The sequence below is a fragment of the Patulibacter defluvii genome (genome assembly GCF_034096925.1).
GTDB lineage: Bacteria > Actinomycetota > Thermoleophilia > Solirubrobacterales > Solirubrobacteraceae > Patulibacter > Patulibacter defluvii.
On sequence record NZ_JAWZSQ010000037.1, the window covers coordinates 1 to 21,327 of the forward strand.

Below are 21,327 nucleotides of genomic sequence, written 5' to 3' on the forward strand. Positions count from 1 at the left end.
CGGGCCGACGACCGGCTGGCCGCCGTCGGCGCCCACGGCTGGGCGGCCGCGGCCAGCCGCGAGCTGCGGCGGCTCGGCCGCCGCCGCCAGCGCAGCCGGGCCGCGACCGGCGGGCCCGAGGCGCTGACCGAGCGCGAGCGGCAGGTCGCCGACCTGGTCCGCTCCGGCAGCAGCAACCGCCAGATCGCCGAGCGGCTGTTCGTCAGCGAGAAGACGGTCGAGCGGATCCTCTCGACCGTCTTCGACAAGGTCGGCGTCCGCAACCGGACGGCGCTCGCCGCGCTGCTGGAAGCGGCGCGGACCGGCTCCGGGCTCGACGGCTGAGCGCCCCGCTCAGTGCTCCAGCTCCTCGCGCGAGCGGACCTCGCCGTCGGGCACGATCAGCAGCCGCCGCTCGTCCGCCTCGAGCACCTTCAGGAACCCGGGATCGGTGGCCAGGACCCAGCCGACGATCGGCCCGCGGGTGGTCTCGATCCGCTCCTTCGGCACCCACGGCGTCCGCGAGACCGCCGCCGCCAGCAGCAGCGCGACGACCGCCAGCAACCCCGCCCGCGCCACCAGGCCGCGCACCAGCCGGCCGCCGGGGCGGTCGCCGTCGAGCCCGCCGACCAGCGCCGCCAGGCCGCCGATCGCCAGCGCCGTGGCCGGCACCCACCAGCTGCCGGTGCTGGCCGTCAGCGAGATCGCGATCACGGCCAGCGCCACCAGCACCACCAGGCCGGCGTCCGGCCGCCGCCCCCGTCCCCACCAGGCGAGGGCGACGAACGGCAGCACCAGCGCCAGCAGCGCGCCGGCCAGCAGCTGGTCGCCCATGAAGGTGCCGAGCATCAGCGCCGGCAGGTCCTCCAGGTCGACGGTGTGGGTGATCGCGAACGCGACGTGCCAGTCGTAGCCGGCGACCGCCAGGATCCGGATCAGGACGACCAGGACGGCGAGCCCGGAGGCGACGCCGGCGCCGATCGCGTGGCGGTGCTCGTCGTCGCCGCCGGCCATCGCGCCGTCAGTCGATCTCGAGCCGGTCGAGCGCGCTGTCGTCGCTGCGCCAGTTGCGGCGGACCTTCACCTGCAGGTCGAGGTGGACCTTCGTGCCCAGCTCACGCTCCAGCTCCTTGCGGGCGGCGGTCCCGATCGCGCGGATCATCCGCCCGCCGGCCCCGATCAGGATCCCCTTCTGGGACGGCGACTCGACCCAGGCGTTGGCGACGATCACCGTCAGGTCGCGGCGCGGCCGCTCGACCTCGTCGACGGCCACCTCGACCGCGTGCGGGACCTCCTGGAAGGTCCGGCGCAGCACCTGCTCGCGGATCAGCTCGGCCAGCAGCACGTGCTCCGGCTGGTCGGTGCGGTCCTCGACCGGGAAGTAGAACGGCCCCGGCGGCAGCAGCCCGACCAGGTGGTCGAGCAGCGGCTGGACGCCCTTGCCGGTGCGGGCCGAGATCGGGAAGACGTCCTCGCTGACCTCGAGCTCGGCCGCCGCCACCAGCACCCCGACGGTCGCGGTCCGGTTGAGCCGGTCGACCTTGTTGACGGCGATCACGATCGGCACGTTGCCGAGCTCGCGCAGCTGGCTGGCGATGTAGCGGTCGCCGGGGCCGACGCCCTCCTCGCCGTTGATCACCATCAGCGCGATGTCGGCCTCGCGCATCTCCGACTCGACCCGCTTCTGCATCCGACCGGTCAGCGGGTCGAGCGGACGCTGGACCCCGGGCAGGTCGACCAGCACCAGCTGCGCGTCGCCGCGGGTGAGGACGCCGCGGATCGCCCGGCGGGTGGTCTGCGGCTTGTCGGAGGTGATCGCCACCTTCGCCCCGACCAGCGCGTTGGTCAGCGTCGACTTGCCGGCGTTCGGGCGGCCGGCGAAGGCGACGAACCCCGAGCGCGTCCGCAGATCCCGCAGGTCGGCCAGCGGCTCGCCGGTCGGGATCGGGATCTCGACGCCCGGCTGCTGGTCGTCGTCGGGGGTCTCGGGGGCCTCGTCCACGGCCGCGATCATCGCAGGGCCGGGGCGGGCGCCGAGGTCAGGCCGGGGCCGGGACCCAGGCCAGCACCTGGGCCTGGAGCGCCAGCATCTGGCCGTCGTCGGTCTCGTGGTCGAAGCCGACCAGGTGGAGGACACCGTGGACGACCGCCTCGCGCAGGTCGACCGTGTGCTCCGGGCAGATCACGACGTCGCCGATCTCGCGCGGGCCGGCGACCGGCCCGGCGCCGTCGATCGGGAACGAGAGCACGTCGGTCGGCTTGTCCTTGTCGCGGTGCTCGCGGTTCAGCTCGTGGATGGTGTCCTCGCCGACGATCGAGATCGCCAGGTGGCCGTCGTCGACCCCGGCGGTGGCGGCGGCCGTCTCGACCAGCCGCCGCAGGTCGTCGCCGACCGGCAGGCCGGCGGGCGCCTTCCCGCCGACCTCCTCCAGCTCCAGCTCGATCTCGATCGTGGTCGGGCCGACCCGCGGCGAGCCGTCGCTCACGCGCGGCGGCGGTCGCCGCGCCGCTCGACCGGCCGGGCCGGATGCAGCTCCGGCGCCTGCCGCTCGGCGTGGGCGTCGTAGGCGTCGACGATCCGCTGGACCAGCTTGTTGCGGACGACGTCGTCGCGCTGGAAGCGGACGAACTCGACCTGGTCGACCTCGTCCAGCACCTCGCCGACCGCGATCAGCCCCGAGCGCTGCTCCCGCGGCAGGTCGACCTGGGTGATGTCGCCGGTGATGACCATCTTCGACCGGTAGCCGAGCCGGGTGAGGAACATCTTCATCTGCTCGGGCGTGGTGTTCTGCGCCTCGTCGAGGATGATGAAGGCGTCGTTCAGGGTCCGGCCGCGCATGAAGGCGAGCGGGGCGACCTCGATCACGCCGCTCTCCAGGTAGGCCGTCACCCGCTCGGGGTCGAGCATGTCGTGGAGGGCGTCGAAGAGCGGCCGCAGGTACGGGTCGATCTTCTGCATCAGGTCGCCGGGCAGGAAGCCCAGCCGCTCCCCCGCCTCGACCGCCGGCCGGGTGAGGATGATCCGCTTGACCTCGTGCCGGGCCAGCGCCGCGGCGGCCGCGGCGACGGCGAGGAAGGTCTTGCCGGTGCCCGCGGGACCGATCCCGAAGGTGACGGTGTTGCCGCGGATCGCGTCGACGTAGCGCTTCTGGAGCGCGGTCTTCGGCGCCACCCGGACGTCGTTGTGCTGCCAGACGACGTCGTCGAGCATCTCGGTCGGTCGCTGGGCGGCGGCCAGCGCGCTGCCGACGGCGGGGATGGTGCCCGCCTCCAGCCGGTGGCCGCGCTCGGCCAGGGTGGTGAGCTCGCGGACGACGGTCGCCGCCCGCTGCACCGCCTCCGCGTCGCCGTCGAGCGTCAGCTGGTTGCCGCGCAGGAACACGTCGCAGTCGACGTGCTCCTCGAGCGCGCGCAGGCCGGCCTCGCCGGCATCGCTGAGCTGTACGGCAACCTCGTACGGCACTTCCAGCCGTCGCCTCAGGAGAGTCCCTCCGGGTGTCGTGCGCCGCGGGACGCCCCGTCGAATCGGTCGGCGGGACGGTGCCTCGGAGGGGCAGCCGCGGGGCGGTTCATGCTCTTCGATCATACGCCCCACCCGGACGGATCACACCGCGATCACGGGCCGTTCACGCGCCCGTGACGGGTTCGACTCCCGGCGGGCGACGGGCGCCCGGCCAGCGCCTATGCTCGCGCCATGTTCGGGGGGAAGAAGCGCCGCCAGGCGCAGGCCCTGCTGGAGACCGGCGCGCGGGCCGTGGGCACCGTCACCGACGTCGCCGACACGGGCATGACGATCAACGACAACCCGCGGATCCGGCTGACGTTCCGGATCGCGCCGCTCGACGGCTCGGCGGCCTTCGAGGGCGTCAAGAAGGCGACCGTCTCGCGGGTCGCGATCCCGCGGATCGGCGACCGCTTCCCGGTCTTCTACGACCCGGCCGACCCGGGGACCTTCGCCTACGTCGGCGGGGTCGACGGCGCCGAGGGCGTGCAGGGGATCGTCAGCCGCTTCGGCGACGCGTTCGGCGCCGACGCCAGCGGGATCGGCCAGCCCGCGCCGAGCGCCGCGGCGGCCGCCGCCGAGCCGGCCGCCGCCGATCCGCTCGAGCAGCTGCGCAAGCTCGGCGAGCTGCGGGCCGCGGGCGTCCTGACCGAGGCCGAGTTCGAGCAGCAGAAGGCCCGGATCCTCGGCGGTTGAGGTCAGCCGCGTCGCAGCAGCAGCGCCGCCCACTCGCCGTCGTCGCGGCGGTCGGCCTCGACCAGGCCCAGGCGGCCGAAGGCGGCGGCGACCCCGTCGGCCTCGGCCACCAGCAGCCCCGAGGCGATCAGCGCCGCCGGCACCACCGGCGCGCCGTCGCCGTCGACGAAGCCGTCGGCGGCGACCCGCAGCAGCAGCGGCCGCAGCAGGTTGGCGAGCACGATCGCGCCGGCCGCGGCGTCGGCCGGGCCGGGGATCGCGGCGGCCCCGTCGCGCAGCAGGTCGAAGCGCTCGGCGGTCACCGTCACCCCGTTGACGGCGGCGTTCTCGACGGTCGCCTCGACCGAGGCCTGCTCGTGGTCGACGCCGTGGACCGGGCCCCAGCCGAGCTGGGCGGCCGCCACCGCCAGCACCCCCGATCCGCAGCCGAGGTCGAGCGCCGCACCGCGGTCGGCCCCCTCGCCCTCGCCGGCCAACCCGACCAGCAGCTCCAGGCAGAGGCGGGTGGTGCCGTGGCCGCCGGTGCCGAACGCGCGGCCGGGATCGACGACCAGCTCGGCGACGCCGTCGCCGCCGTGCGGGGGCTCCCACGGCGGCCGCACGTGCAGCCGCTCGGCGATCAGCACCGGCCGGTGGAAGGCCCGCCAGCGGTCGGCCCAGTCGTCGGCGATCTCCTCCGAGACGACCTCGACCAGCGCGCCGCCGATCGCCGCCCGCACCGCCGGCAGCTCCGGCAGCTCGCCGGGAGTCCCGTAGACCGCGTACTCGACGACCTCGCCGAGGTCGCGCTCCTCGACCCCCGAGGGCGCCAGCTCGACCAGCTCGGCGAGCACCAGCTCGGCCTGGTCGCGGCGGACGCGGAAGGCGAGCCGGATCACGCGTGCTTGTTCCGCCAGAGCCGCCGCAGCCGACCGACGACCGACTCGTCGTCGTGCAGCTGGCGCTCCTGGATCGAGTCGGCCAGCTCCTCCAGCAGCTGCTTCTGGCGGGCGTCCAGGTGGCGCGGGACGACCACGTCGACGACCACGTGCAGGTCGCCGCGGCGGCCGCCGCCGATCCGCGGCATCCCGCGCCCGCGGAGGGTGATCGTGGTGCCCGGCTGGGTGCCGGCGGGGACCTCGACATCGAGCGGCTCGTCGAGCGCGTCGACCGTCAGCCGGTGGCCGAGCGCGGCCCGCGGGGCCGGCACCGGGATCACCGTCACCAGGTCGTCGCCGTCGCGGACGAAGCGCTCGTGGGGGCGCACGCCGACGACCACGTAGAGGTCGCCGTCGGGCGCCCCGGGCTCGCCCTGGTGGCCGCGGCCGGCCAGCCGGATCCGCTGCCCGTCGGCGATCCCGGCCGGGACGTCGACGGTCAGGGTCCGCGTGGTCGGGGTCATCCCGCGCCCGCGGCAGTCGGGGCACGGCTCCTCGGGCACCTGGCCCTGGCCCTGGCAGACGTCGCAGGTGACGCGCCGGACCATGTCGCCGAACGGCGTCCGGCTGACCTGGTCGAGCACGCCGTGGCCGCCGCAGCGCGAGCAGGTGACGAGCTTCGAGCCCGGCGCCGCCCGCCGGCCCTGGCAGGTGCCGCAGCGGGCGACCACCTCGACCTCGACCTCGACCTTGGCGCCGGTCAGCGCCTGGGCCAGGTCGAGCGTCGTCTCGACCGCCACGTCGCCGCCGGGACGCGGGCCCGGATGGGCGCCGCCCCCGCCGCCGAAGGCCTGGCCGAAGACCGCGCCGAAGAGGTCGGAGAGCGAGCCGAAGCCCTCGAAGCTCGGCCCCATCCCCCGCTGCCGCAGGCCGTCGTGGCCGTAGCGGTCGTAGGTGGCGCGCTTCTCCGGGTCGGAGAGGATCTCGTTCGCCTCGGCGACCTCGCGGAACCGCTCCTGCGCCTCGGGATCGTCGGGGTTGACGTCCGGGTGCAGGGTCCGGGCCAGGCGCCGGAAGGCCTTCTTGATCTGCGCGTCGTCGGCGTCGCGGTCGACGCCGAGCACTTCGTAGGGATCGCGGGGAACGGTCTGGCTCATGCGTTGTCGTACAGATCCTCGACGTAGCGGGACAGCTGGAAGGCGACGTCGCGCACGGCCTGGATCGCGCGCGCGTAGTCCATCCGGACGGGGCCGATCACGGAGACGCTGCCGAGCCGCCGCTGGGGCGGCCCGTAGCCGGCGGTGACGACGGCCAGCGAGCGGAGCGCCGGCAGCGGGTTCTCGGCCCCGATCCGGACGGTGACGTCCGGGCTCTGGAGCGCGTGGCGGAGCAGGTGCAGCAGCGTGGCGCGGCGCTCCAGCTCGTCGACCAGCGCGTCGAGGTGGGCGACCTCGGCCGCGCGCGACTCGTGCAGCAGCCGGGCGGCGCCGGAGACGAAGACCGCGCCGGCGTCCTCGTCGCCCGTGCCGAGCCCGTCGAAGACCGGCCGCAGGGCGTCGAGGAAGCGCTGCTCGCTGGCGCCGAGGCCGGGATCGTCGAGCCGCGCCCGCAGCATCCGCGCGCCGAGGCCGATCCCCACCAGCCGCTCGTTCAGGTACTCCTTGGCCCAGGCGGCCAGGCCCGGATCGACCGGCGCCGGAAAGGCGATCGTGCGCTTGGCGACGTCGCCGGCCGAGGTGATCACCACCACCATCGCCGTCCGCGGCTGCAGCAGCAGCACCTCGACGTGGCGGACGGTCGCGGTCGTGACCGGTGGGGCGGTGACCACCGCCAGCAGGTCGGTGACGGCGGAGAGCGTCTCGCTGGTGACCCGCATCGCCTCCTCGACCTCGCGCTGGACGAGCGGCAGCGGCACCCGCTCGGCGCTGGCCGGCGCCGGCAGCAGGTGGTCGACGAAGTAGCGGTGACCGGCGTCGGTCGGCACCCGCCCGGCCGAGGTGTGCGGGTGGGCCAGCAGCCCGTGCTCCTCCAGCTGAGCCAGCTCGTTGCGGATCGTGGAGGGGCCGAAGCCCAGGTCGGGATCGGCCGACAGCAGCTTGCTGCCGACCGGCAGGCCGGTCTCCCCGAAACGGGCCACGACCTTCTGGAGGATCAGCTCCTGGCGGGGCGAGAGCATCCGGACCCCGATCGTACCGAGGGTCCGTCCCGTTCCCGCCGCCGGTGGGCGCGGCCGCGGCCAGCTCAGCCGCGCGCGCGGGCGTCGGCCGCCACCAGCAGCAGCCCCGCGGCGACCGCGACGTTGGTCAGCAGCGCCGCCCGGTGGATCGCCCGCGGCCCCGGCTCCTGCTCGCGCCAGAAGCCGTGGACGCCGTAGGTGGCGCCGGCCAGGCAGGCGGTCAGCGTCGCCGCGCTGGTGACCGGGGCGATCCCCAGGCTCAGCGCGACCCCGCCGCCGACCATCGCCGCCGACGTCGCCGGGACCGCGACGTCGGCCGCCGGCACGCCGGCCTTCCGCGCCAGTCCGATCAGCCCCGCCGGATCGCGCAGCGAGCGCCAGCCGCCGTTGACGAAGGTCGCCGCCAGCAGCGGCCGGGCGACGACGGTGACCAGCGAGGGACGACCCATGCGGGACACGGTAGCTCCCCGAACCGGCGTCACTCCACCCCCACCCCCGCGAACTGGCGTCATTCCGCGCCGGATAGCGGCGCGGAATGACGCCAGTTCGGGGGCGGGGGTGCGAGATGACGCCAGTTGCCGGGCGGCCTGCCATCGTCCCCGGCCGATGCTGGTCTTCGCCCTGCTGGCCCTGGAGCTGGTCTGCGTCTACGTGCTCGGCCGGCGGGTGCTCGACCGGCTGGTCGCGCGGGCGGCGTACGGGCCGGCCCCGCGCCGCTGGCTGACCTGGGGCTTCCTGGCTCCGGGCGTCGCGCTCCACGAGAGCGCCCACGCGGTGACGGCGATCGCGCTGCTCGGGCGGGTCGAGCGGTTCGTCCCCTTCCGCCCGCGGCCGCTGCCCGACGGCGGCGTGCTGCTGGGCGAGGTCCGCTACCGCGGCTCGCGGCTGCCGCTGCTGGGCGGGCCGCTGGGGCGGGCGCTGGTCGGGCTCGCGCCGTTGGTGCTGGTGCCGCTGGTGGTCTACGTCGCCGGCTGCGCGCTGGTCCCCGGGGTCGCGGTCGGCGACGATCCCGCGCGGCTCGGGCGGGCGCTGGTCGACGACGGGCTCTCGGCCGGGCTGGTGGTCTGGATCGCGATCGCGCTCTCGGCCAGCATCGGCCTGCTGCCGTCGCGGATCGACCACCAGGACCTGCCGCGGGCGCTGGCGCTGGTGGCCGCGGTGGCCGTCGTCTGGCTGCTGTGGCGGGGCGGGATCGACGCCGTCGAGGGCCGCCGGCTGGTGACCGACGCGGCCGGGCCGGCGACCTTCGCCGCCCAGCTGCTGGCCCCGTCGGCGGTGGTGGCGCTGCTCGGGTCGCTGCTGCTGCGGCCCTGATCGGGTGGTCGGCCGGCGCGTCCAGCCGACGGCGTACCCGTCCATCCGCCAAGCTGCCCGGGTTCGATGCGCCGAGTCGTCGCCATCCTCAAGCGCACCGTCATCGCGTTCTACAACGACCAGATGACGCAGCACGCGGCCGCCCTGACCTACTACGGGCTGATGTCGCTGTTCCCGACGCTGCTGCTGGCGATCTCGCTGCTGGGCCTGATCGGGCAGTACCCGGAGACCTACGACGCGATCATGGGTTACCTGCGCGACGTCGCCCCGCGCTCGGTCGTGGTCCCGATCGACACCTCGCTGCACAACGCGCTGAACAACAAGGGCGGCGCCGCCACCGGCCTCGTGATCAGCGTCGTGGTCGCGCTCTACGGCACCACCGGCGTCCTGGAGTCGGCGCGGCGGGCGCTGAACGTCGTCTTCCGGGTCGAGCAGGGCCGCAGCTTCCTCCACCGCAAGACGCTCGACGTCGCCTTCACCTTCGTGCTGATGGCGCTGGCGCTGGCGACCGGGGTCTTCATCGTCGTCGGCGGCAGCCTCGCCGACGAGCTGCTGGGGGCGATCGGGCTCGACCACAGCGCCCGCACGATCTGGTCGATCGTCCGCTGGCCGGCGGCGCTGCTGAGCGCGATGCTCGGCTTCTCGCTCGTCTACTACATCACCCCCGACGTCAAGCACCGGGCCTTCCACCTGGTGACGCCGGGGGCGCTGGTCGGGGTCCTGCTGTGGCTGCTGGTCAGCTACGTCTTCTCGCAGTACTTCTCGAACGTCTCCGGCGCGAGCGCGCTCTACGGGGCGTTCACCGGCGCGATCCTGGTCGTCGTCTGGCTCTGGCTGACGAGCTTCGCGCTGCTGGCCGGGGCCGAGCTGAACGAGGCGATCGAGCGCGAGCGGGAGCTGGCCCGGGCCGCCGAGGCGCTCGCCCGGCCCGAGCCGCCGGCGGTCGCCGCGGCCGTCGAGCCGGAGCAGCTGCCGACGGCCGAGGTCCCCGGCGAGACGCCCTTCCAGGGCGGCTGGTAGCGGTCAGCCGACCCGCAGCTCGGCGACGCCGTTGCGGACGATCCGCGTGCCGCCCTGCTTGGCGGTCGCCTTGACCGTCGCGACGCCGTCCTCGACCGAGGCGACCTGCGACTCGACCAGGACCTCCTGCTCGGGCACGCCCATCCCGCGGAACTCGACCTTCAGCGCCCGCAGCGCCGCCGGGCCCTCGAGCCCGGCCGCGCGGGCGGCCTCGGTCTGGGCGCGGGCGACCTGCGCCATCGTCCAGAGCCCGTGCAGGATCCGGCCCGGCAGGCCGACCTGGCGGGCGAACTCCTCGTCGATGTGGATCGGGTTGAAGTCGCCCGAGGCGCCGGCGTAGCGGACGGTGGCGTAGCGGTCGGGGGTCACCTGCAGGTCGGGCAGGGCCTCGCCGGCCTCGAAGCGGACGGGCTCGTCGCTCATCAGGCGGCTCCTCGCACGATGTTGGTCCAGGTGCCGGTCGAGACCAGCTCGTCGGCGACCGTGGCCCGGTGGCCGAAGACGTAGTAGGTCAGGTTGGCGGCCTCCAGTGGCCGCACCTCGAGCAGCGTGACGACGGTCGAGACCTCCTCGCCGGCGATCACCGGCCGCTCCCAGGTGAACTCCTGGCCGCCGTGGACCAGGCGCGGGAAGTCGATCCCGACCTCGGGGTCGAACATCGCCCGGCCGAGCGGCTCCGAGGCGTAGACGACCACGAACATCGGCGGCGCGACGAGGTCGGCGTGACCGGCGGCACGGGCGGCGGCCAGGTCCAGGTGCAGCGGGTCGGTCTCCCCCACCGCGCGGGCGTACTCGCGGATCTTCTCCCGGCCCACGACGTAGGCGTGCGGCGGGTACTGCTTGCCCACCGGGGCGGTGCTGTCGGCCACGCTGGCTGGTCCTCGGTTCGGGGGACGGGGCGGGCGCCGGCCGCGCGACGGCGGACGGGCCCGGGCGCGGCGATGCTATCCGGCGCCCCGGCCGCGGCGGGACCGCGCGCGGGCGTCGACCCCGCGGCCGGCGGGGGACGACTCCCCCGTCCGCGCTCCCCGCCACGGGGGACGGCACGGCGACCAGTGGCGCACGGCCGCGGCGCGATGCGCCACCATCGCGGGCGTGTCCCCGTCCCGGTCCACCCGTTCCCTGCGACCCGCGCTGCTCGCCGCCGCCGCGCTGGCCGGCCCCGTGCTGGCCCCCGCGGCGTCCTCCGCCGCCACCCCCGCCGGGCCCGCGCTCCAGCAGCTGCAGCAGGCGGCGCCGGGCGACCTGTGGACCGCGGCCGACGCGGTCACGGCGCCGATCGACCCGCTCTGGAGCGCCTCCGCCGGCGCCTACCTGGTGAACGGCGCCCCGCGGGCGCGGCTCAACGCCGAGATGCTGCTGGTCCACGCCTACGCCGCGCTCAGCAGCCGGGCCGCGGCGGGCAGCGCCCGCCACGACGACCGGATCGAGCCGCTGGTGCGGCTGTTGACCGGGCCGATGTACGTGCCGACGCTGGAGGGCAAGGTCACCCAAGCGCCCGAGGAGGGCCACAGCGTCACCACCCACGCGCCCGGCTTCGCCGACGCCAGCGGCAACGTCAACACCATGCACCAGTCGCTCGACGCGGTGGTGATGCGGGCGCTGGCCGCCGCCTGGCGGGCGCGGACGGTGGCCGACCTGTCGCCGGCGACCCAGGCCCTGATTCGCGACCGCGTCAGCGCCGTCGCCCGCTCGCCCTTCTGGCGCTCGCCGAGCCGGCTGCTGAACCAGATCAACTGGAACGCCGACGTCTACGCCGCCGACGCGACCGTCACCGGCGACCCGCAGCTGCTGCGCGACGACTACCGGGCGCAGCTGCGCTGGTTCCTCGACCACGCGCGCAAGACCGCCTACCCGAAGGGCGCCACCAACCTGGCCAGCGGGCTCGGCTTCCACTACCTGCCGAACCGCGCGCCGAGCAACGTCACCAACCGCTCCGACACCGCCGAGTACGCGAACATCACCTACGGCGCGCTGGCCTACTACGACCAGGCGCTGCAGGCCGGGATGACCCCGCTCTCGGCCAGCGAGCGGCGGCGGCTGCGCGACTGGACGCGGCGGATCGCCTACGGCAACTGGACCAACGCCGGCTACCTCAACTGGGACTCCGGCAAGGGCGTCCAGCGGCTGCACCTGACCCAGTACTGGCTGCTGGCCCTGCGCGGCTTCGTCGCCGGCACCAGCGGCTCGACCAGCGGCGGCTGGCTGCCCTCCCAGGCCGACAGCGCCCGCTGGCTGCTGCACCAGGCCGTCGCCCACTACCAGCAGCGCGCGACCGCGGCCGGCGACGTGATCCTGCCCGCCGCCGCCTTCGGGCTCCGCGGCAGCAACCTGGTCGGCGAGAGCTTCGATGGGCTGACCGGCACCGCCCGCTTCGCGGCCACGCTGGCCGAGATGGCCGACCGCGGCCTGGCCGGCGGCAGCGGCCGGGCGCTGCCGGCCGCCGCCGCCCACGACGCCGACATCGGCCGGCTGGCCGTCACCACGCCGCGGCTGGCGACGGCGATCCTGGCCCCGTGGTCGCCGATGCGGGTCGGCGGGCTGGAGCCGGCGCGGCTGCTCGACGGCGCCGGCCGGCCCCTGACCGGCGTCGGCGGCAGCGGTCCCGGCAGCCTCGGCCTGACGCTGCGGGCCGGCGGCAGCACGCTGATCGAGACCGAGCCCGGCCGGACCCGCAAGAGCGCCTCGGCGCTGAAGGTGCCGGCCGGCTACCGCAACCGCTCGCGGACGCTGTCGGGCACGCTGACCGTCTCCGGCAGCGACACGGTCAAGGACCTCGACGTCGGCGTCTCGCACCGGATCAGCATCTCGGCGATCCGCACCACCTACACGGTCCGCAACCGCCGCTCGGGCACGGTCACCGCCGAGCTGCGGATCCCGACCTACGGGACCGGGAGCGGCTCGCTGCGGGTCGGGCAGAAGCTGAGCGCCAGCGCGCTGAAGCGGCAGCGGGCGATCACCGCGCCGAGCGGCGGGCGCTTCACGCTCGGGCTCAAGGGCCTGCCGTCGGGCGCGACCGGGCAGGTGGTGAAGGTCGCCGGCCAGCGCGGCAACCCGACCCCCGGGCCGCAGCTGCGGATCCGCTTCGCGCTGCCGAGCGGGACGACCCGGATCGAGCGGCTGATCAAGGTCCCGGCGGCCTAGGACTGCGCCCGCTGTGACGTTCCCGGACGCTCAGCGACCGGAACGTCGCGGTCGGCGGGCGGGGTCAGACGTAGAACGGCACCGAGCCGCCGTCGACCGACCACGCCGCGCCGACCGCGTAGCCGGCCCGCGGCGAGGCCAGCAGCACGATCGCGTCGGCGACCTCGTCGGGGGTGCCGAAGCGGCGCAGCGGCACCCGCCCGCGGGCGTCGGCCAGGACCCGCTCGCGGTCGACGCCGGCCGCCTCCGCCGCCTGGTCGGCGAGGCCGCCGGGCCGCAGCCACATCTCGCCGTCGATCGGTCCCGGGGCGACCGCGTTGACCCGCACCCCGCGCGGCGCCAGGTGGTCGGCCCAGGCCCGCGAGAGCGCCAGCTGGGCCGCCTTCGTGACCGAGTAGGCCATGTTGCTGGCCGACGGACGCTTGCCCGACGACGAGGAGACCAGCACCGCCCGGCCGCCGCGCGGGGCGGCGACCAGCGGCTCGGCGGCGGCCAGCAGCAGCCGCTGCGGGCCGAGCACGTTCAGCTGCCACTGCTGCTCCCAGTCCTCCCCGGTCAGCTGCTCCGGGGCCGCCCGGCGGCTGGCGCCGGCGCCGATCACCAGCGCGTCCAGCCGCCCGAGCCGGTCGTGGGCGGCGGCCACGATCCGCTCGCCGGCGTCATCGGCGGCGACGTCCTGCGCGAGCACCGCGTGGGGACCGCCGGGCAGCGCCGCGGCCGCCGCGTCGAGCCTGGCCCGGTCGCGGGCGACGAGCAGCACGCGGGCGCCCTCGTCGGCCAACCGCCGCGCGACCGCGGCGCCGATCCCGCTCGTCGCCCCGGTCACGACGACGGCCTCTCCGCTCAGCTCCAGGTCCATGGACGCATCTTCGCGCGTCCGTGGACGGGGCGACCGGACGAGCGTCCACGGGCGGCGGCTCCTGCGGCCCGCGCGTGTGCGAGGCTGCGGCGATGCTCGTCCGGAGGGGAGTCCGCCGCCGACCGTCCGCCCGCGCCGCCGCCGCGGCCGCGGTCGCCGCCACGGCCGTCGGATCGCTGGTCGCCGTGGCACCGGCGGCCGCGACGACGGTCGTCCAGCGCGCCAGCGACGGGGCGATCCTGACGCTCAACCCGACGCCGGAGAACCGCAAGCCGCCGCGGCTGGTCGGCTTCGGCCGCTGCCCGGTGCTGACGCCGGACGGCCAGACGGTGGTCTTCTTCGCCCCCGACGACAAGTCGCTGCTGGCCGCCCCGGCCGCCGGCGGACCGACCCGGCTGCTGGCGGCCGGCGTCTCGGCGACGCCCTCCTGCGGTCGCCAGGCGGTGGTCTCGCCCGACGGCTCGACGGTCGCGGCCCAGACGGCCAGCCGGCGGGTGGTCGTGGTGCGGCTGGCCGACGCGGTCCGGACGACGCTCGGCACGACGACCGTCTCGCAGCTGGCGCTGGCGCCCGGCGGCGGATCGGTGATCGTCGACCGCAACGCCCGTGGCGGCGGGATCGACCTCTTCAGCGTCAAGGCCTCGAAGCGCACCAAGCGGCGGGCCCTGACCAACGACCGGGTCAGCTTCGCCCCGACCTGGGCGGGCGGCAAGCTCGTCTACTCCCGGATCCAGGACGGGCGCTCGACCCTGCGCTCGCTCGACCCCCGCAACCGCCGCACCCGGCTGCTGATCCGGCGGCCGAAGGGCTGGCTGCTGACGGCCAGCGGGATCGGCCCCAACGGGGCGGTCGTGGTCGCCACCACCCAGCGCTTCACCGAGCGCAAGACGAAGCTCGTCACCCGCGGGCCGGTCTCGGTCGGCGTGGTCGACGTCCGCAAGCGGCGGGTCCGCTGGCTGACCCTGCCGGCCGGCGAGCAGCCGCTCGGCGGCGTCGACGGCGGCGCGGCGCTGCTGACGATCACCGCCACCGGCGAGCTGGTGCGGATGGACCTGGCCAGCGGCGCCCGGACGGTCGTTGCGATCGGCATCAGCGCGGCCGCCGGGGTCTGAGCCCTCGACCGGGGCGCGTTCGGCACCGCCGCGGTTCCGAACGCGCCCCGGTTCAGCAGCCGCTGAGCGGCGTCGGCGCGGCGTGGTCGTCGCGGCCGGTCAGCAGGTTGACCGGGGTGCCGAGGTCGAGCAGCTGGTCGACGAGCTGCTGGAGCGTCCGCGGCGGGACCGGCGCGCCGTCGCGGCCGAGCGCCCAGCACTGCTTCGGCAGCCGCAGCGCGTCGGCGGTCACGACCAGCGGCGCGGCGCTGTAGCGGCGGCCGCCGAGCGGCCCGTCGAGCAGCGCCCGCAGCGCCGGGTCGAGGGCCTCGCGGCGGGCGGCCAGCGCCGGCGGAACCTCGATCTGGCCCAGGTAGCCGCGCGGCGTGGCGTCGAGGCCGGGACCGCGGGTGGCCTGGCGGATCGCCTCGGTCAGGTGCAGCGGCAGCTCGACGGTCGCGCCCGAGGGCGCGCGCAGCCGCAGCGTCGCCGGCGAGCAGGCGACGGAGAAGTCGGGCACCTCGGCGGTCACCTCGCCGATCCGGCCGCGGTAGGCGGCGACGGCGGGCGCGGCCAGGGCGGCCGGCGTGCGGTCGTCGCTCAGCGGCCGGCCGCGCAGCGGCTCGTCGGTCCGGACCCAGTTCCAGCGCGGCGCGTCGATCCGCTTCTGCCAGACGCCGGTGCGGCCGGCGCGGTTGCGGCCCTCGACCCGCAGCAGCCGCTGCGGCTCGTCGAGCCCGGTCACCACGACCGAGATCGCCGAGGTCAGCGGGCGGTCGATCGGCGGCTGCCGGCGCCAGCCGGCGCGCGGCAGCCGGATCGCGTCGGCCGGGGTGGCGTCGCCCCAGCCGTAGCGCAGCAGCAGCGTGTTGGCGCCCGAGAGGTCGAAGTCGTAGCTGCGGGTGTAGAGCTCGCCGTGCTCGCCGATCACCATCACCGTCGCGCCGCCGGAGGCGATCCCGGCCGCGCGCAGCCGGCCGTTCTCCGGTCCGCACAGCTCGTAGCTGCCGTCGGTCGGCAGCCACGGGTCGTCGTAGGTGATCCGCTGGCCGCCGGCCCGCAGCTCGTAGAGGGTGCCGGCGCCGGCGGTCGGCCGCAGACCCCCCGTCGCGTCGTAGAAGCGGTAGGCGCCGGTGGTCGACGAGACGCTCCAGTCGACGGTGTCGGCGGGCAGGTCGAGCCGCTCGCCGAAGCCGAGGATCGGGCCCCAGCGCATCGACCAGTCGAACCGCTCCGGGCCGCCGTCGGCGTGCGAGGTGCCGAACACCTGGCGGTCGTCGGTGACGACCAGCAGCCAATCGCGGTCGGCGTCGATCGAGGCGATCCGGCCGCCGAAGCAGCGCGGCACGACCACCTGGCCCCACGGTCCGGCGGCGGTCTGGCCGCGCTTGCGGGTCCGGAAGTAGAGGTCGCCGTCGCGGACCGCGTAGTCGTAGCGCCGGTTGAAGGTCTCCTGGCCGCTGCGGAGGACGAGCGTCCGCGGCAGCCGCGCGACGACCGCCGGCGTGGCCGCGGCGGTGGCGCCCGACTCGGGGTTGCGCCAGGTCAGCGGCTGGGTCAGGTAGAGCGTCAGGCAGCTCGACTCGCGCGTCGGCCCGCCGTCGTCGGCGGTGGCCGGTCCGATCGTGGCGCTCGCCAGGCCGACGGCGACCGCGAGCACGACCAGCGCCGCCCGCACGGCGCGGTTCCTCATCCCCCTCATGCGCTCGCAGCTTGCCAGAGCCGAGGATCTTGGGGTGGGGTTCGGGGCACCGCCCCGATGTCCCGCGGGCGCCGCGACCGTAGCGTGGCCGGCCATGATCCTCCCCCGTACGGCCCTCCCCCTGACGGCGATGCTCGTGTCCGGCCTGGCGCTGCCCGCGACAGCCGGCGCCGCCTACACGTGGGGCTCGGCGCCCGGCTTCGGGACCGGCGAGGAGATCGCCTGCGCCGCCACCTGCACGGTCGCGCAGGAGCGCTACGCCAACCAGGAGCTGGCCGAGGTCCTGGGCGGCGAGCCGGGCGTGGTGACGGGGTGGAAGCTGGACGCGACGGCGGCCGGCGGCCAGGCGCGGCTGCGGGTGCTGGGCGGCCCGGGCGCCACGGCCTGGACCCCGGTGGGAGGCTCGACCGAGCAGGCGGCCCAGCTGCCGGTGCGGCCCGGGCAGCTGATCGGGCTCGACCTGTCCGGCGGGGCGCGGATCGGCTTCGTGACCGCGATCCTCGACGGGGCCGACGTGGTGCGGGTGTGGGAGCCGGCGGTGGCCGACGGCGGTGGCGTCGGCGGCGGGACGGCTCGCCAGGGCTACGCGGCGCTCGAGCTGCGGATCGAGCGCGACGCCGACGGCGACGGCCTCGGCGACGACACCCAGGACCCGGACGGCGGGCAGCCGGCGGGCGAGCCGGGCCCGGGCGGGGATCCGGGTCCGGGTGGCGATCCCGGCCCGAGCCTGCCCGAGGTGCCGAAGGCCGGGCCGGCGCTGCGGCTGCCGGCGAGCGCCGGGGCGTCGGCCAAGGGCGCGGTCTCGCTGGAGCTGGAGAACCCGTACCGGCAGCCGATCGGCGGCACGCTGCGGGCCCAGAGCGGACGCAAGACGGTGGCGTCGGCGAAGGTCCAGCTGGCGGCGGGCGGCACGCGGCAGGTGACGCTGCGGCTGTCGGCGGCGGCCCGCTCGACGCTGAAGCGCAAGGGCAAGCTCTCGCTGCGGGTGAGCGCGGCGATGAAGGCGGCCGGCGGCAAGGCGAAGACGACCACCCGCACGGTCGTGGTCCGTCCGCCGGCGCGGCCGGGGGCGGTCGACGGCACCTACCGGGCCAGCAGCGGCCAGACGATGGTGGTGCGCGGTGGCAAGGTGACCTCGTTCAACGGCTCGATCACCCTCTACTGCACCCGCTCGAAGCGCCAGAAGCTGGTCGGCTACGCGATGCTCGGCGACGACCCCAAGCCGACGGTGGCCGGCGACGGCCGCTTCGCCTGGGAGGCGACCAAGGGCTACGGCTTCGTGAAGCTGAAGTTCGACGGCCGGATCAGCGGCCGCAACGCCAGCGGCAAGCTCGTCGTCGAGGACCGCTCGCCGCTGCTCGGCACCGGCCGGATCGAGTTCGACTACTGCTTCGCCGGCCAGCAGTGGAAGTTCAAGCGCTAGCGGGCGCCACCCCGAGGACCCGGTGCCCCGGGCCCTTCGTCACCACCACGTCGGCCCGGTCGCGCGCCGGGGCGACGTGCTGGCGGACGTTGGGCAGGTTGACCGTCTCCCAGACCTGGATCGCCAGCGCGTCGGCCTCGGCGTCGGGCAGCTCGCGCAGCGGGTGGAGGAACGATCCGGGGTCGTCGGCCGCGGCCCGCCGCCAGCCGCGGAAGCGGTCCAGGTACCAGGCCGCCGCCAGCTCCTCCGGCGCGTCGACGTAGACGCTCGCGTCGACCAGGTCGGCGATCCGCGCGTCGAGCGCCAGCAGGCCCTCCAGGACCAGGAACGCCGGCCGCTCGACGGCCACCGCCGCGTCCGGCACGCGGTCCTGCAGCCGGTGGGCGTAGACCGGGGCCCGCAGGCCGGGCTCCCCCGCCCGCGCCGCCGTCAGCAGCGCCCGCAGCGCCGCCAGGTCGTAGCTCTCCGGGTAGCCCTTGCGGCGCTCAGCCCGGCCCGCTCCAGCTCGGCGTTCGGCCGCAGGAAGCCGTCGGTCGAGACGACCACCGCCGCGCCGCCGTCCGCGTCCTGTTCCAGCGCCGCGGTCAGCGCCCGCGCGACCGCGCTCTTGCCGACCGCCACGCCGCCGCCGACGCCGATCACCCGCGCCCCGCCGGCGGCGGCGGCCGCCCGGGTCGAGCCGGTCGCCGTCGCCGCCGCCGCCGTCAGCGCGATCAGCCGCCGGGCCAGCGGCCGGAAGACCCGCTCCCGCTCGGCCGGGTCGACCTCCTGCTCGCCGCCCCAGCCGCCGGTCATCGCCGGTCGCCTACTTGTCGTCGCCCAGCTCGAGCACCGCCAGGAAGGCCTCCTGCGGCACCTCGACCCGGCCGACCTGCTTCATCCGCTTCTTGCCGGCCTTCTGCTTCTCCAGCAGCTTGCGCTTGCGCGAGATGTCGCCGCCGTAGAGCTTCGCGGTCACGTCCTTGCGGTACGCCTTGACCGTCTCGCGGGCCAGGATCCGGCCGCCGATCGCGGCCTGGATCGGCACGTCGAACATCTGCCGCGGGATCTTCTCCTTCAGCTTCTCGGTGAAGCGGCGGCCGATGTCCTGGGCCTTGGTCCGGTGGACCAGCAGCGAGAGCGCGTCGACCGGCTCGCCGGAGAGCAGGATGTCGAGCTTGACCAGGTCGCTCGGGCGGACGCCGATCGGCTCGTAGTCGAGCGACGCGTAGCCGCGCGAGCGCGACTTCAGCTGGTCGAAGAAGTCGAGGACGATCTCGGCCAGCGGGATGTCGTAGGTCAGCTGGACCCGGTCGGCCGAGATGTACTGCATCCCCTGGTGCTCGCCGCGCTTCTCCTGGCACAGCTCCATCACCGTTCCGACGTACTCGGTCGGCGTGAGGATGTTGATCTTCACGTACGGCTCGCGGATCTCCTTGATGTGGGTCGGATCCGGGTAGGCCGAGGGGCTGTGGATCTCCTCGACCGTGCCGTCGTGCAGCTCCAGCTCGAAGCCGACCGACGGCATCGTGGCGATCAGGTCGAGGTCGTACTCGCGCTCCAGCCGCTCGCGGACGATGTCCATGTGGAGCAGGCCGAGGAAGCCGATCCGGAAGCCGAAGCCGAGCGCGTCGGAGGTCTCCGGCTCCCAGGCCAGCGCGGCGTCGTTGAGCGACAGCTTCTCGAGCGCGTCGCGCATGTCCGGATACTGCGCCGTGTCGGTCGGGAAGAGCCCGCAGAAGACCATCGGCTTGATCTCGCGGTAGCCGGGCAGCGGGGCGCTGGCGGGCACCAGCTTCTCGCCCCCGCCGCGGATCTGGGCGCGGTGGGTCAGCGTGTCGCCGACCCGCAGCAGCATCACGTCCTTGATCCCGGTGATCAGGTAGCCGACCTCGCCCGCCGCCAGCTCGTCGACCGGCGTCATCTGGGGGCTGAAGATGCCCAGTTCGTCGACGTCCGCCTCGGTTCCGGCGGCCATCGCCGCGATCTTGTCGCCCTTCCGGAACACCCCGTCGACGACCCGGATGTAGGCGACGACGCCGCGGTACTGGTCGAACTCGGAGTCGAAGATCAGGGCCCGGGCCGGCGCGTCGCGGTCGCCGTCGGGGGGCGGCACCTGCTGGACCAGCTGGTCGAGCACCGCCGGGACGCCCTCCCCGGTCTTGCCGCTGATCCGCAGGATCGACTCGGCCGGCTCGCCGAGCAGGTCGGCGACCTCGGCCCCGACCCGCTCCGGCTCGGCGCCGGGCAGGTCGATCTTGTTCAGGCAGGGGATGATCTCCAGCCCCGCGTCGACCGCCAGGTAGGTGTTGGCCAGCGTCTGGGCCTCGACGCCCTGCGACGCGTCGACCACCAGCAGCGCGCCCTCGCAGGCCTGCAGCGAGCGCGAGACCTCGTAGGTGAAGTCGACGTGCCCGGGGGTGTCGATCAGGTGCAGCTGGTATGTCTGGCCGTCGGAGGCGTCGAAGTAGACGCGGACCGCCTGCGACTTGATCGTGATCCCGCGCTCGCGCTCCAGCTCCATCGAGTCGAGCAGCTGGTCCTGCATGTCGCGGTCGGCGACCGTGTCGGTCAGCTCCAGGATCCGATCGGCCAGCGTCGACTTCCCGTGGTCGATGTGGGCGATGATCGAGAAGTTGCGGATGAGGGACTGATCGGCCATGCGGAACGACACAGGGTACGGAGGTCCCGCTCCCGCTCGCGTGGCGGCTGACCCCCGGCGTGCGGGGGCGAACCGCCACGCGAGCCGTCGGGCCTGGGATGCTGGCCGCGATGGTCCACCGGTCGGCCCGCGAACGACGCGCGATGCTGCGCGAGATCCGCGAGCGCGCGGACGGCGTCGAGCCGCTGGTGCGGACGGTCCGGCTGCCGGCCGAGGTCGGCGACGAGCGGCTCGACCACGCCGCCGCCGTGCCCGCGGTCCAGGCGCTCCGCGAGGGCCTGGAGCTGGATCCGGCGGTGACCTTCCTGGTCGGCGAGAACGGCGCCGGCAAGTCGACCGTGGTCGAGGCGATCGCGGTCGCCGCGGGCCTCAATCCCGAGGGTGGCAGCAGCCAACTGCAGCTGACCACGCGGGCCTCGCACTCGCCGCTCGGCGAGCAGCTGCTGCTGGTGCGCGGGGCGCGGCGGCCGCGGACCGACTTCTTCCTGCGGGCGGAGAGCGTCTTCACCGTCGCGACCGAGCTGGACCGGCTGGCCGAGGAGCCCTACGCCGGCGACGTGCTCGGGCCCTACGGCGGCGTCTCGCTCCACGCCCGCTCCCACGGCGAGTCGTTCCTGGCGATCGCCACCCACCGCTTCGGCCCCGACGGCTTCTACGTCCTCGACGAGCCGGAGGCCGCGCTCTCGGCCCAGAACCAGCTGACCCTGCTGCGGCGGATCCACGAGCTGGTGCGGGCGCGATCGCAGTTCGTGATCGCCACCCACTCGCCGCTGCTGCTGGCCTATCCCGGGGCCCGGATCCTGCTCTGCGACGAGCACGGCCTGCGCCCGATCGCCTACGACGACGCGCCGTCGGTGGCCCTGACGCGCGGCTTCCTCGGCGCCCCGGAGCGGTTCGTCGAGCGGCTGCTGGCCGAGGACTGA

General features: G+C 75.4%; 22 protein-coding genes. 8 read left to right on the forward strand and 14 right to left on the reverse strand.

Annotated elements, in window-relative coordinates:
* Positions 1-324: helix-turn-helix domain-containing protein (locus tag SH587_RS23335; protein WP_320673065.1), on the forward strand; the 324-nt coding region annotated here is incomplete at its 5' end.
* A gap of 9 nt (positions 325-333) precedes the next feature.
* On the opposite strand, the gene SH587_RS23340 is transcribed toward SH587_RS23335, so the two are convergent.
* The 4 genes from SH587_RS23340 to SH587_RS23355 all read right to left on the reverse strand — a co-directional run bounded on the left by SH587_RS23340 (position 334) and on the right by SH587_RS23355 (position 3,442).
* Positions 334-993 (reverse strand): hypothetical protein, encoded by a 660-nt coding sequence (locus SH587_RS23340; protein ID WP_320673066.1) that lies wholly within the window; start codon positions 991-993, stop codon positions 334-336.
* A 7-nt stretch (positions 994-1,000) separates the two neighbouring features.
* Positions 1,001-1,924 carry a GTPase Era gene (era, locus tag SH587_RS23345; RefSeq protein WP_375341807.1) on the reverse strand — a complete coding sequence of 308 codons (924 nt, stop codon included), beginning with the start codon at positions 1,922-1,924 and terminating at the stop codon, positions 1,001-1,003.
* A 94-nt stretch (positions 1,925-2,018) separates the two neighbouring features.
* Entirely contained in the window at positions 2,019-2,465 is a 447-nt protein-coding gene (ybeY, locus tag SH587_RS23350; protein WP_320673068.1) for an rRNA maturation RNase YbeY, read from the reverse strand.
* Positions 2,462-3,442, reverse strand: a complete 981-nt coding sequence (locus SH587_RS23355) for a PhoH family protein (RefSeq protein WP_320673069.1) — start codon at positions 3,440-3,442, stop codon at positions 2,462-2,464. The genes ybeY and SH587_RS23355 overlap by 4 nt, the downstream gene beginning before the upstream one ends.
* Positions 3,443-3,673: 231 nt before the next feature.
* On the opposite strand from SH587_RS23355, the gene SH587_RS23360 reads away from it, so the two are divergent.
* Positions 3,674-4,177, forward strand: a complete 504-nt coding sequence (locus tag SH587_RS23360) for an SHOCT domain-containing protein (protein ID WP_320673070.1) — start codon at positions 3,674-3,676, stop codon at positions 4,175-4,177.
* A 2-nt stretch (positions 4,178-4,179) separates the two neighbouring features.
* On the opposite strand, the gene SH587_RS23365 is transcribed toward SH587_RS23360, so the two are convergent.
* The 4 genes from SH587_RS23365 to SH587_RS23380 all read right to left on the reverse strand — a co-directional run bounded on the left by SH587_RS23365 (position 4,180) and on the right by SH587_RS23380 (position 7,659).
* The gene (locus SH587_RS23365; protein WP_320673071.1) at positions 4,180-5,055 is read right to left on the reverse strand and encodes a 50S ribosomal protein L11 methyltransferase; all 876 of its coding nucleotides are present in this window, start codon (positions 5,053-5,055) and stop codon (positions 4,180-4,182) included.
* Positions 5,052-6,191: a molecular chaperone DnaJ gene (gene dnaJ / locus SH587_RS23370; protein ID WP_320673072.1), complete on the reverse strand. Its 1,140-nt coding sequence runs from the start codon at positions 6,189-6,191 to the stop codon at positions 5,052-5,054. Before dnaJ ends, SH587_RS23365 begins: the two co-directional genes overlap by 4 nt.
* Complete coding sequence (hrcA, locus tag SH587_RS23375; protein ID WP_320673073.1) at positions 6,188-7,210, reverse strand: heat-inducible transcriptional repressor HrcA; 1,023 nt, start codon at positions 7,208-7,210, stop codon at positions 6,188-6,190. The genes dnaJ and hrcA overlap by 4 nt, the downstream gene beginning before the upstream one ends.
* 65 nt (positions 7,211-7,275) lie before the next feature.
* The gene (locus tag SH587_RS23380) at positions 7,276-7,659 is read right to left on the reverse strand and encodes a DoxX family protein (protein ID WP_320673074.1); all 384 of its coding nucleotides are present in this window, start codon (positions 7,657-7,659) and stop codon (positions 7,276-7,278) included.
* Between the two features lie 157 nt (positions 7,660-7,816).
* Here SH587_RS23380 and SH587_RS23385 point away from each other — a divergent pair, with 157 nt between their 5' ends.
* Both SH587_RS23385 and SH587_RS23390 read left to right on the forward strand, forming a co-directional pair.
* Positions 7,817-8,524 carry a hypothetical protein gene (locus tag SH587_RS23385; RefSeq protein WP_320673075.1) on the forward strand — a complete coding sequence of 236 codons (708 nt, stop codon included), beginning with the start codon at positions 7,817-7,819 and terminating at the stop codon, positions 8,522-8,524.
* 66 nt (positions 8,525-8,590) lie between these two features.
* Positions 8,591-9,544, forward strand: coding sequence for a YihY/virulence factor BrkB family protein (locus SH587_RS23390; RefSeq protein WP_320673076.1), 954 nt, complete (start codon positions 8,591-8,593; stop codon positions 9,542-9,544).
* 3 nt (positions 9,545-9,547) lie between these two features.
* Here SH587_RS23390 and SH587_RS23395 read toward each other — a convergent pair whose 3' ends face one another.
* Together SH587_RS23395 and SH587_RS23400 are read right to left on the reverse strand one after the other, a co-directional pair.
* Positions 9,548-9,967, reverse strand: coding sequence for a MaoC/PaaZ C-terminal domain-containing protein (locus SH587_RS23395; protein ID WP_320673077.1), 420 nt, complete (start codon positions 9,965-9,967; stop codon positions 9,548-9,550).
* Entirely contained in the window at positions 9,967-10,413 is a 447-nt protein-coding gene (locus SH587_RS23400) for an FAS1-like dehydratase domain-containing protein (protein WP_320673078.1), read from the reverse strand. Before SH587_RS23400 ends, SH587_RS23395 begins: the two co-directional genes overlap by 1 nt.
* A gap of 226 nt (positions 10,414-10,639) precedes the next feature.
* Here SH587_RS23400 and SH587_RS23405 point away from each other — a divergent pair, with 226 nt between their 5' ends.
* Positions 10,640-12,688: a hypothetical protein gene (locus tag SH587_RS23405; RefSeq protein ID WP_320673079.1), complete on the forward strand. Its 2,049-nt coding sequence runs from the start codon at positions 10,640-10,642 to the stop codon at positions 12,686-12,688.
* Between the two features lie 64 nt (positions 12,689-12,752).
* Here SH587_RS23405 and SH587_RS23410 read toward each other — a convergent pair whose 3' ends face one another.
* A complete protein-coding gene (locus tag SH587_RS23410; RefSeq protein ID WP_320673080.1) occupies positions 12,753-13,547 on the reverse strand; it encodes an SDR family NAD(P)-dependent oxidoreductase in 795 nt (264 codons plus the stop codon).
* A gap of 92 nt (positions 13,548-13,639) precedes the next feature.
* Between SH587_RS23410 and SH587_RS23415 the strand changes: the two genes are divergently transcribed.
* A complete protein-coding gene (locus tag SH587_RS23415) occupies positions 13,640-14,659 on the forward strand; it encodes a TolB-like translocation protein (protein ID WP_320673081.1) in 1,020 nt (339 codons plus the stop codon).
* A 52-nt stretch (positions 14,660-14,711) separates the two neighbouring features.
* Here the strand turns inward: SH587_RS23415 and SH587_RS23420 are convergent, their stop codons facing one another.
* Positions 14,712-16,331 carry a hypothetical protein gene (locus SH587_RS23420; protein WP_320673082.1) on the reverse strand — a complete coding sequence of 540 codons (1,620 nt, stop codon included), beginning with the start codon at positions 16,329-16,331 and terminating at the stop codon, positions 14,712-14,714.
* 103 nt (positions 16,332-16,434) lie between these two features.
* Between SH587_RS23420 and SH587_RS23425 the strand changes: the two genes are divergently transcribed.
* The gene (locus SH587_RS23425) at positions 16,435-17,763 is read left to right on the forward strand and encodes a hypothetical protein (protein ID WP_320673083.1); all 1,329 of its coding nucleotides are present in this window, start codon (positions 16,435-16,437) and stop codon (positions 17,761-17,763) included.
* Here the strand turns inward: SH587_RS23425 and SH587_RS23430 are convergent.
* Both SH587_RS23430 and lepA read right to left on the reverse strand, forming a co-directional pair.
* Complete coding sequence (locus tag SH587_RS23430; protein ID WP_320673103.1) at positions 17,753-18,547, reverse strand: nucleoside/nucleotide kinase family protein; 795 nt, start codon at positions 18,545-18,547, stop codon at positions 17,753-17,755. The two genes, SH587_RS23425 and SH587_RS23430, sit on opposite strands and share 11 nt — an antisense overlap.
* A 21-nt stretch (positions 18,548-18,568) precedes the next feature.
* Positions 18,569-20,404 (reverse strand): translation elongation factor 4, encoded by a 1,836-nt coding sequence (gene lepA, locus SH587_RS23435; protein WP_320673084.1) that lies wholly within the window; start codon positions 20,402-20,404, stop codon positions 18,569-18,571.
* A 110-nt stretch (positions 20,405-20,514) separates the two neighbouring features.
* On the opposite strand from lepA, the gene SH587_RS23440 reads away from it, so the two are divergent.
* The gene (locus SH587_RS23440) at positions 20,515-21,327 is read left to right on the forward strand and encodes an AAA family ATPase (RefSeq protein ID WP_320673085.1); all 813 of its coding nucleotides are present in this window, start codon (positions 20,515-20,517) and stop codon (positions 21,325-21,327) included.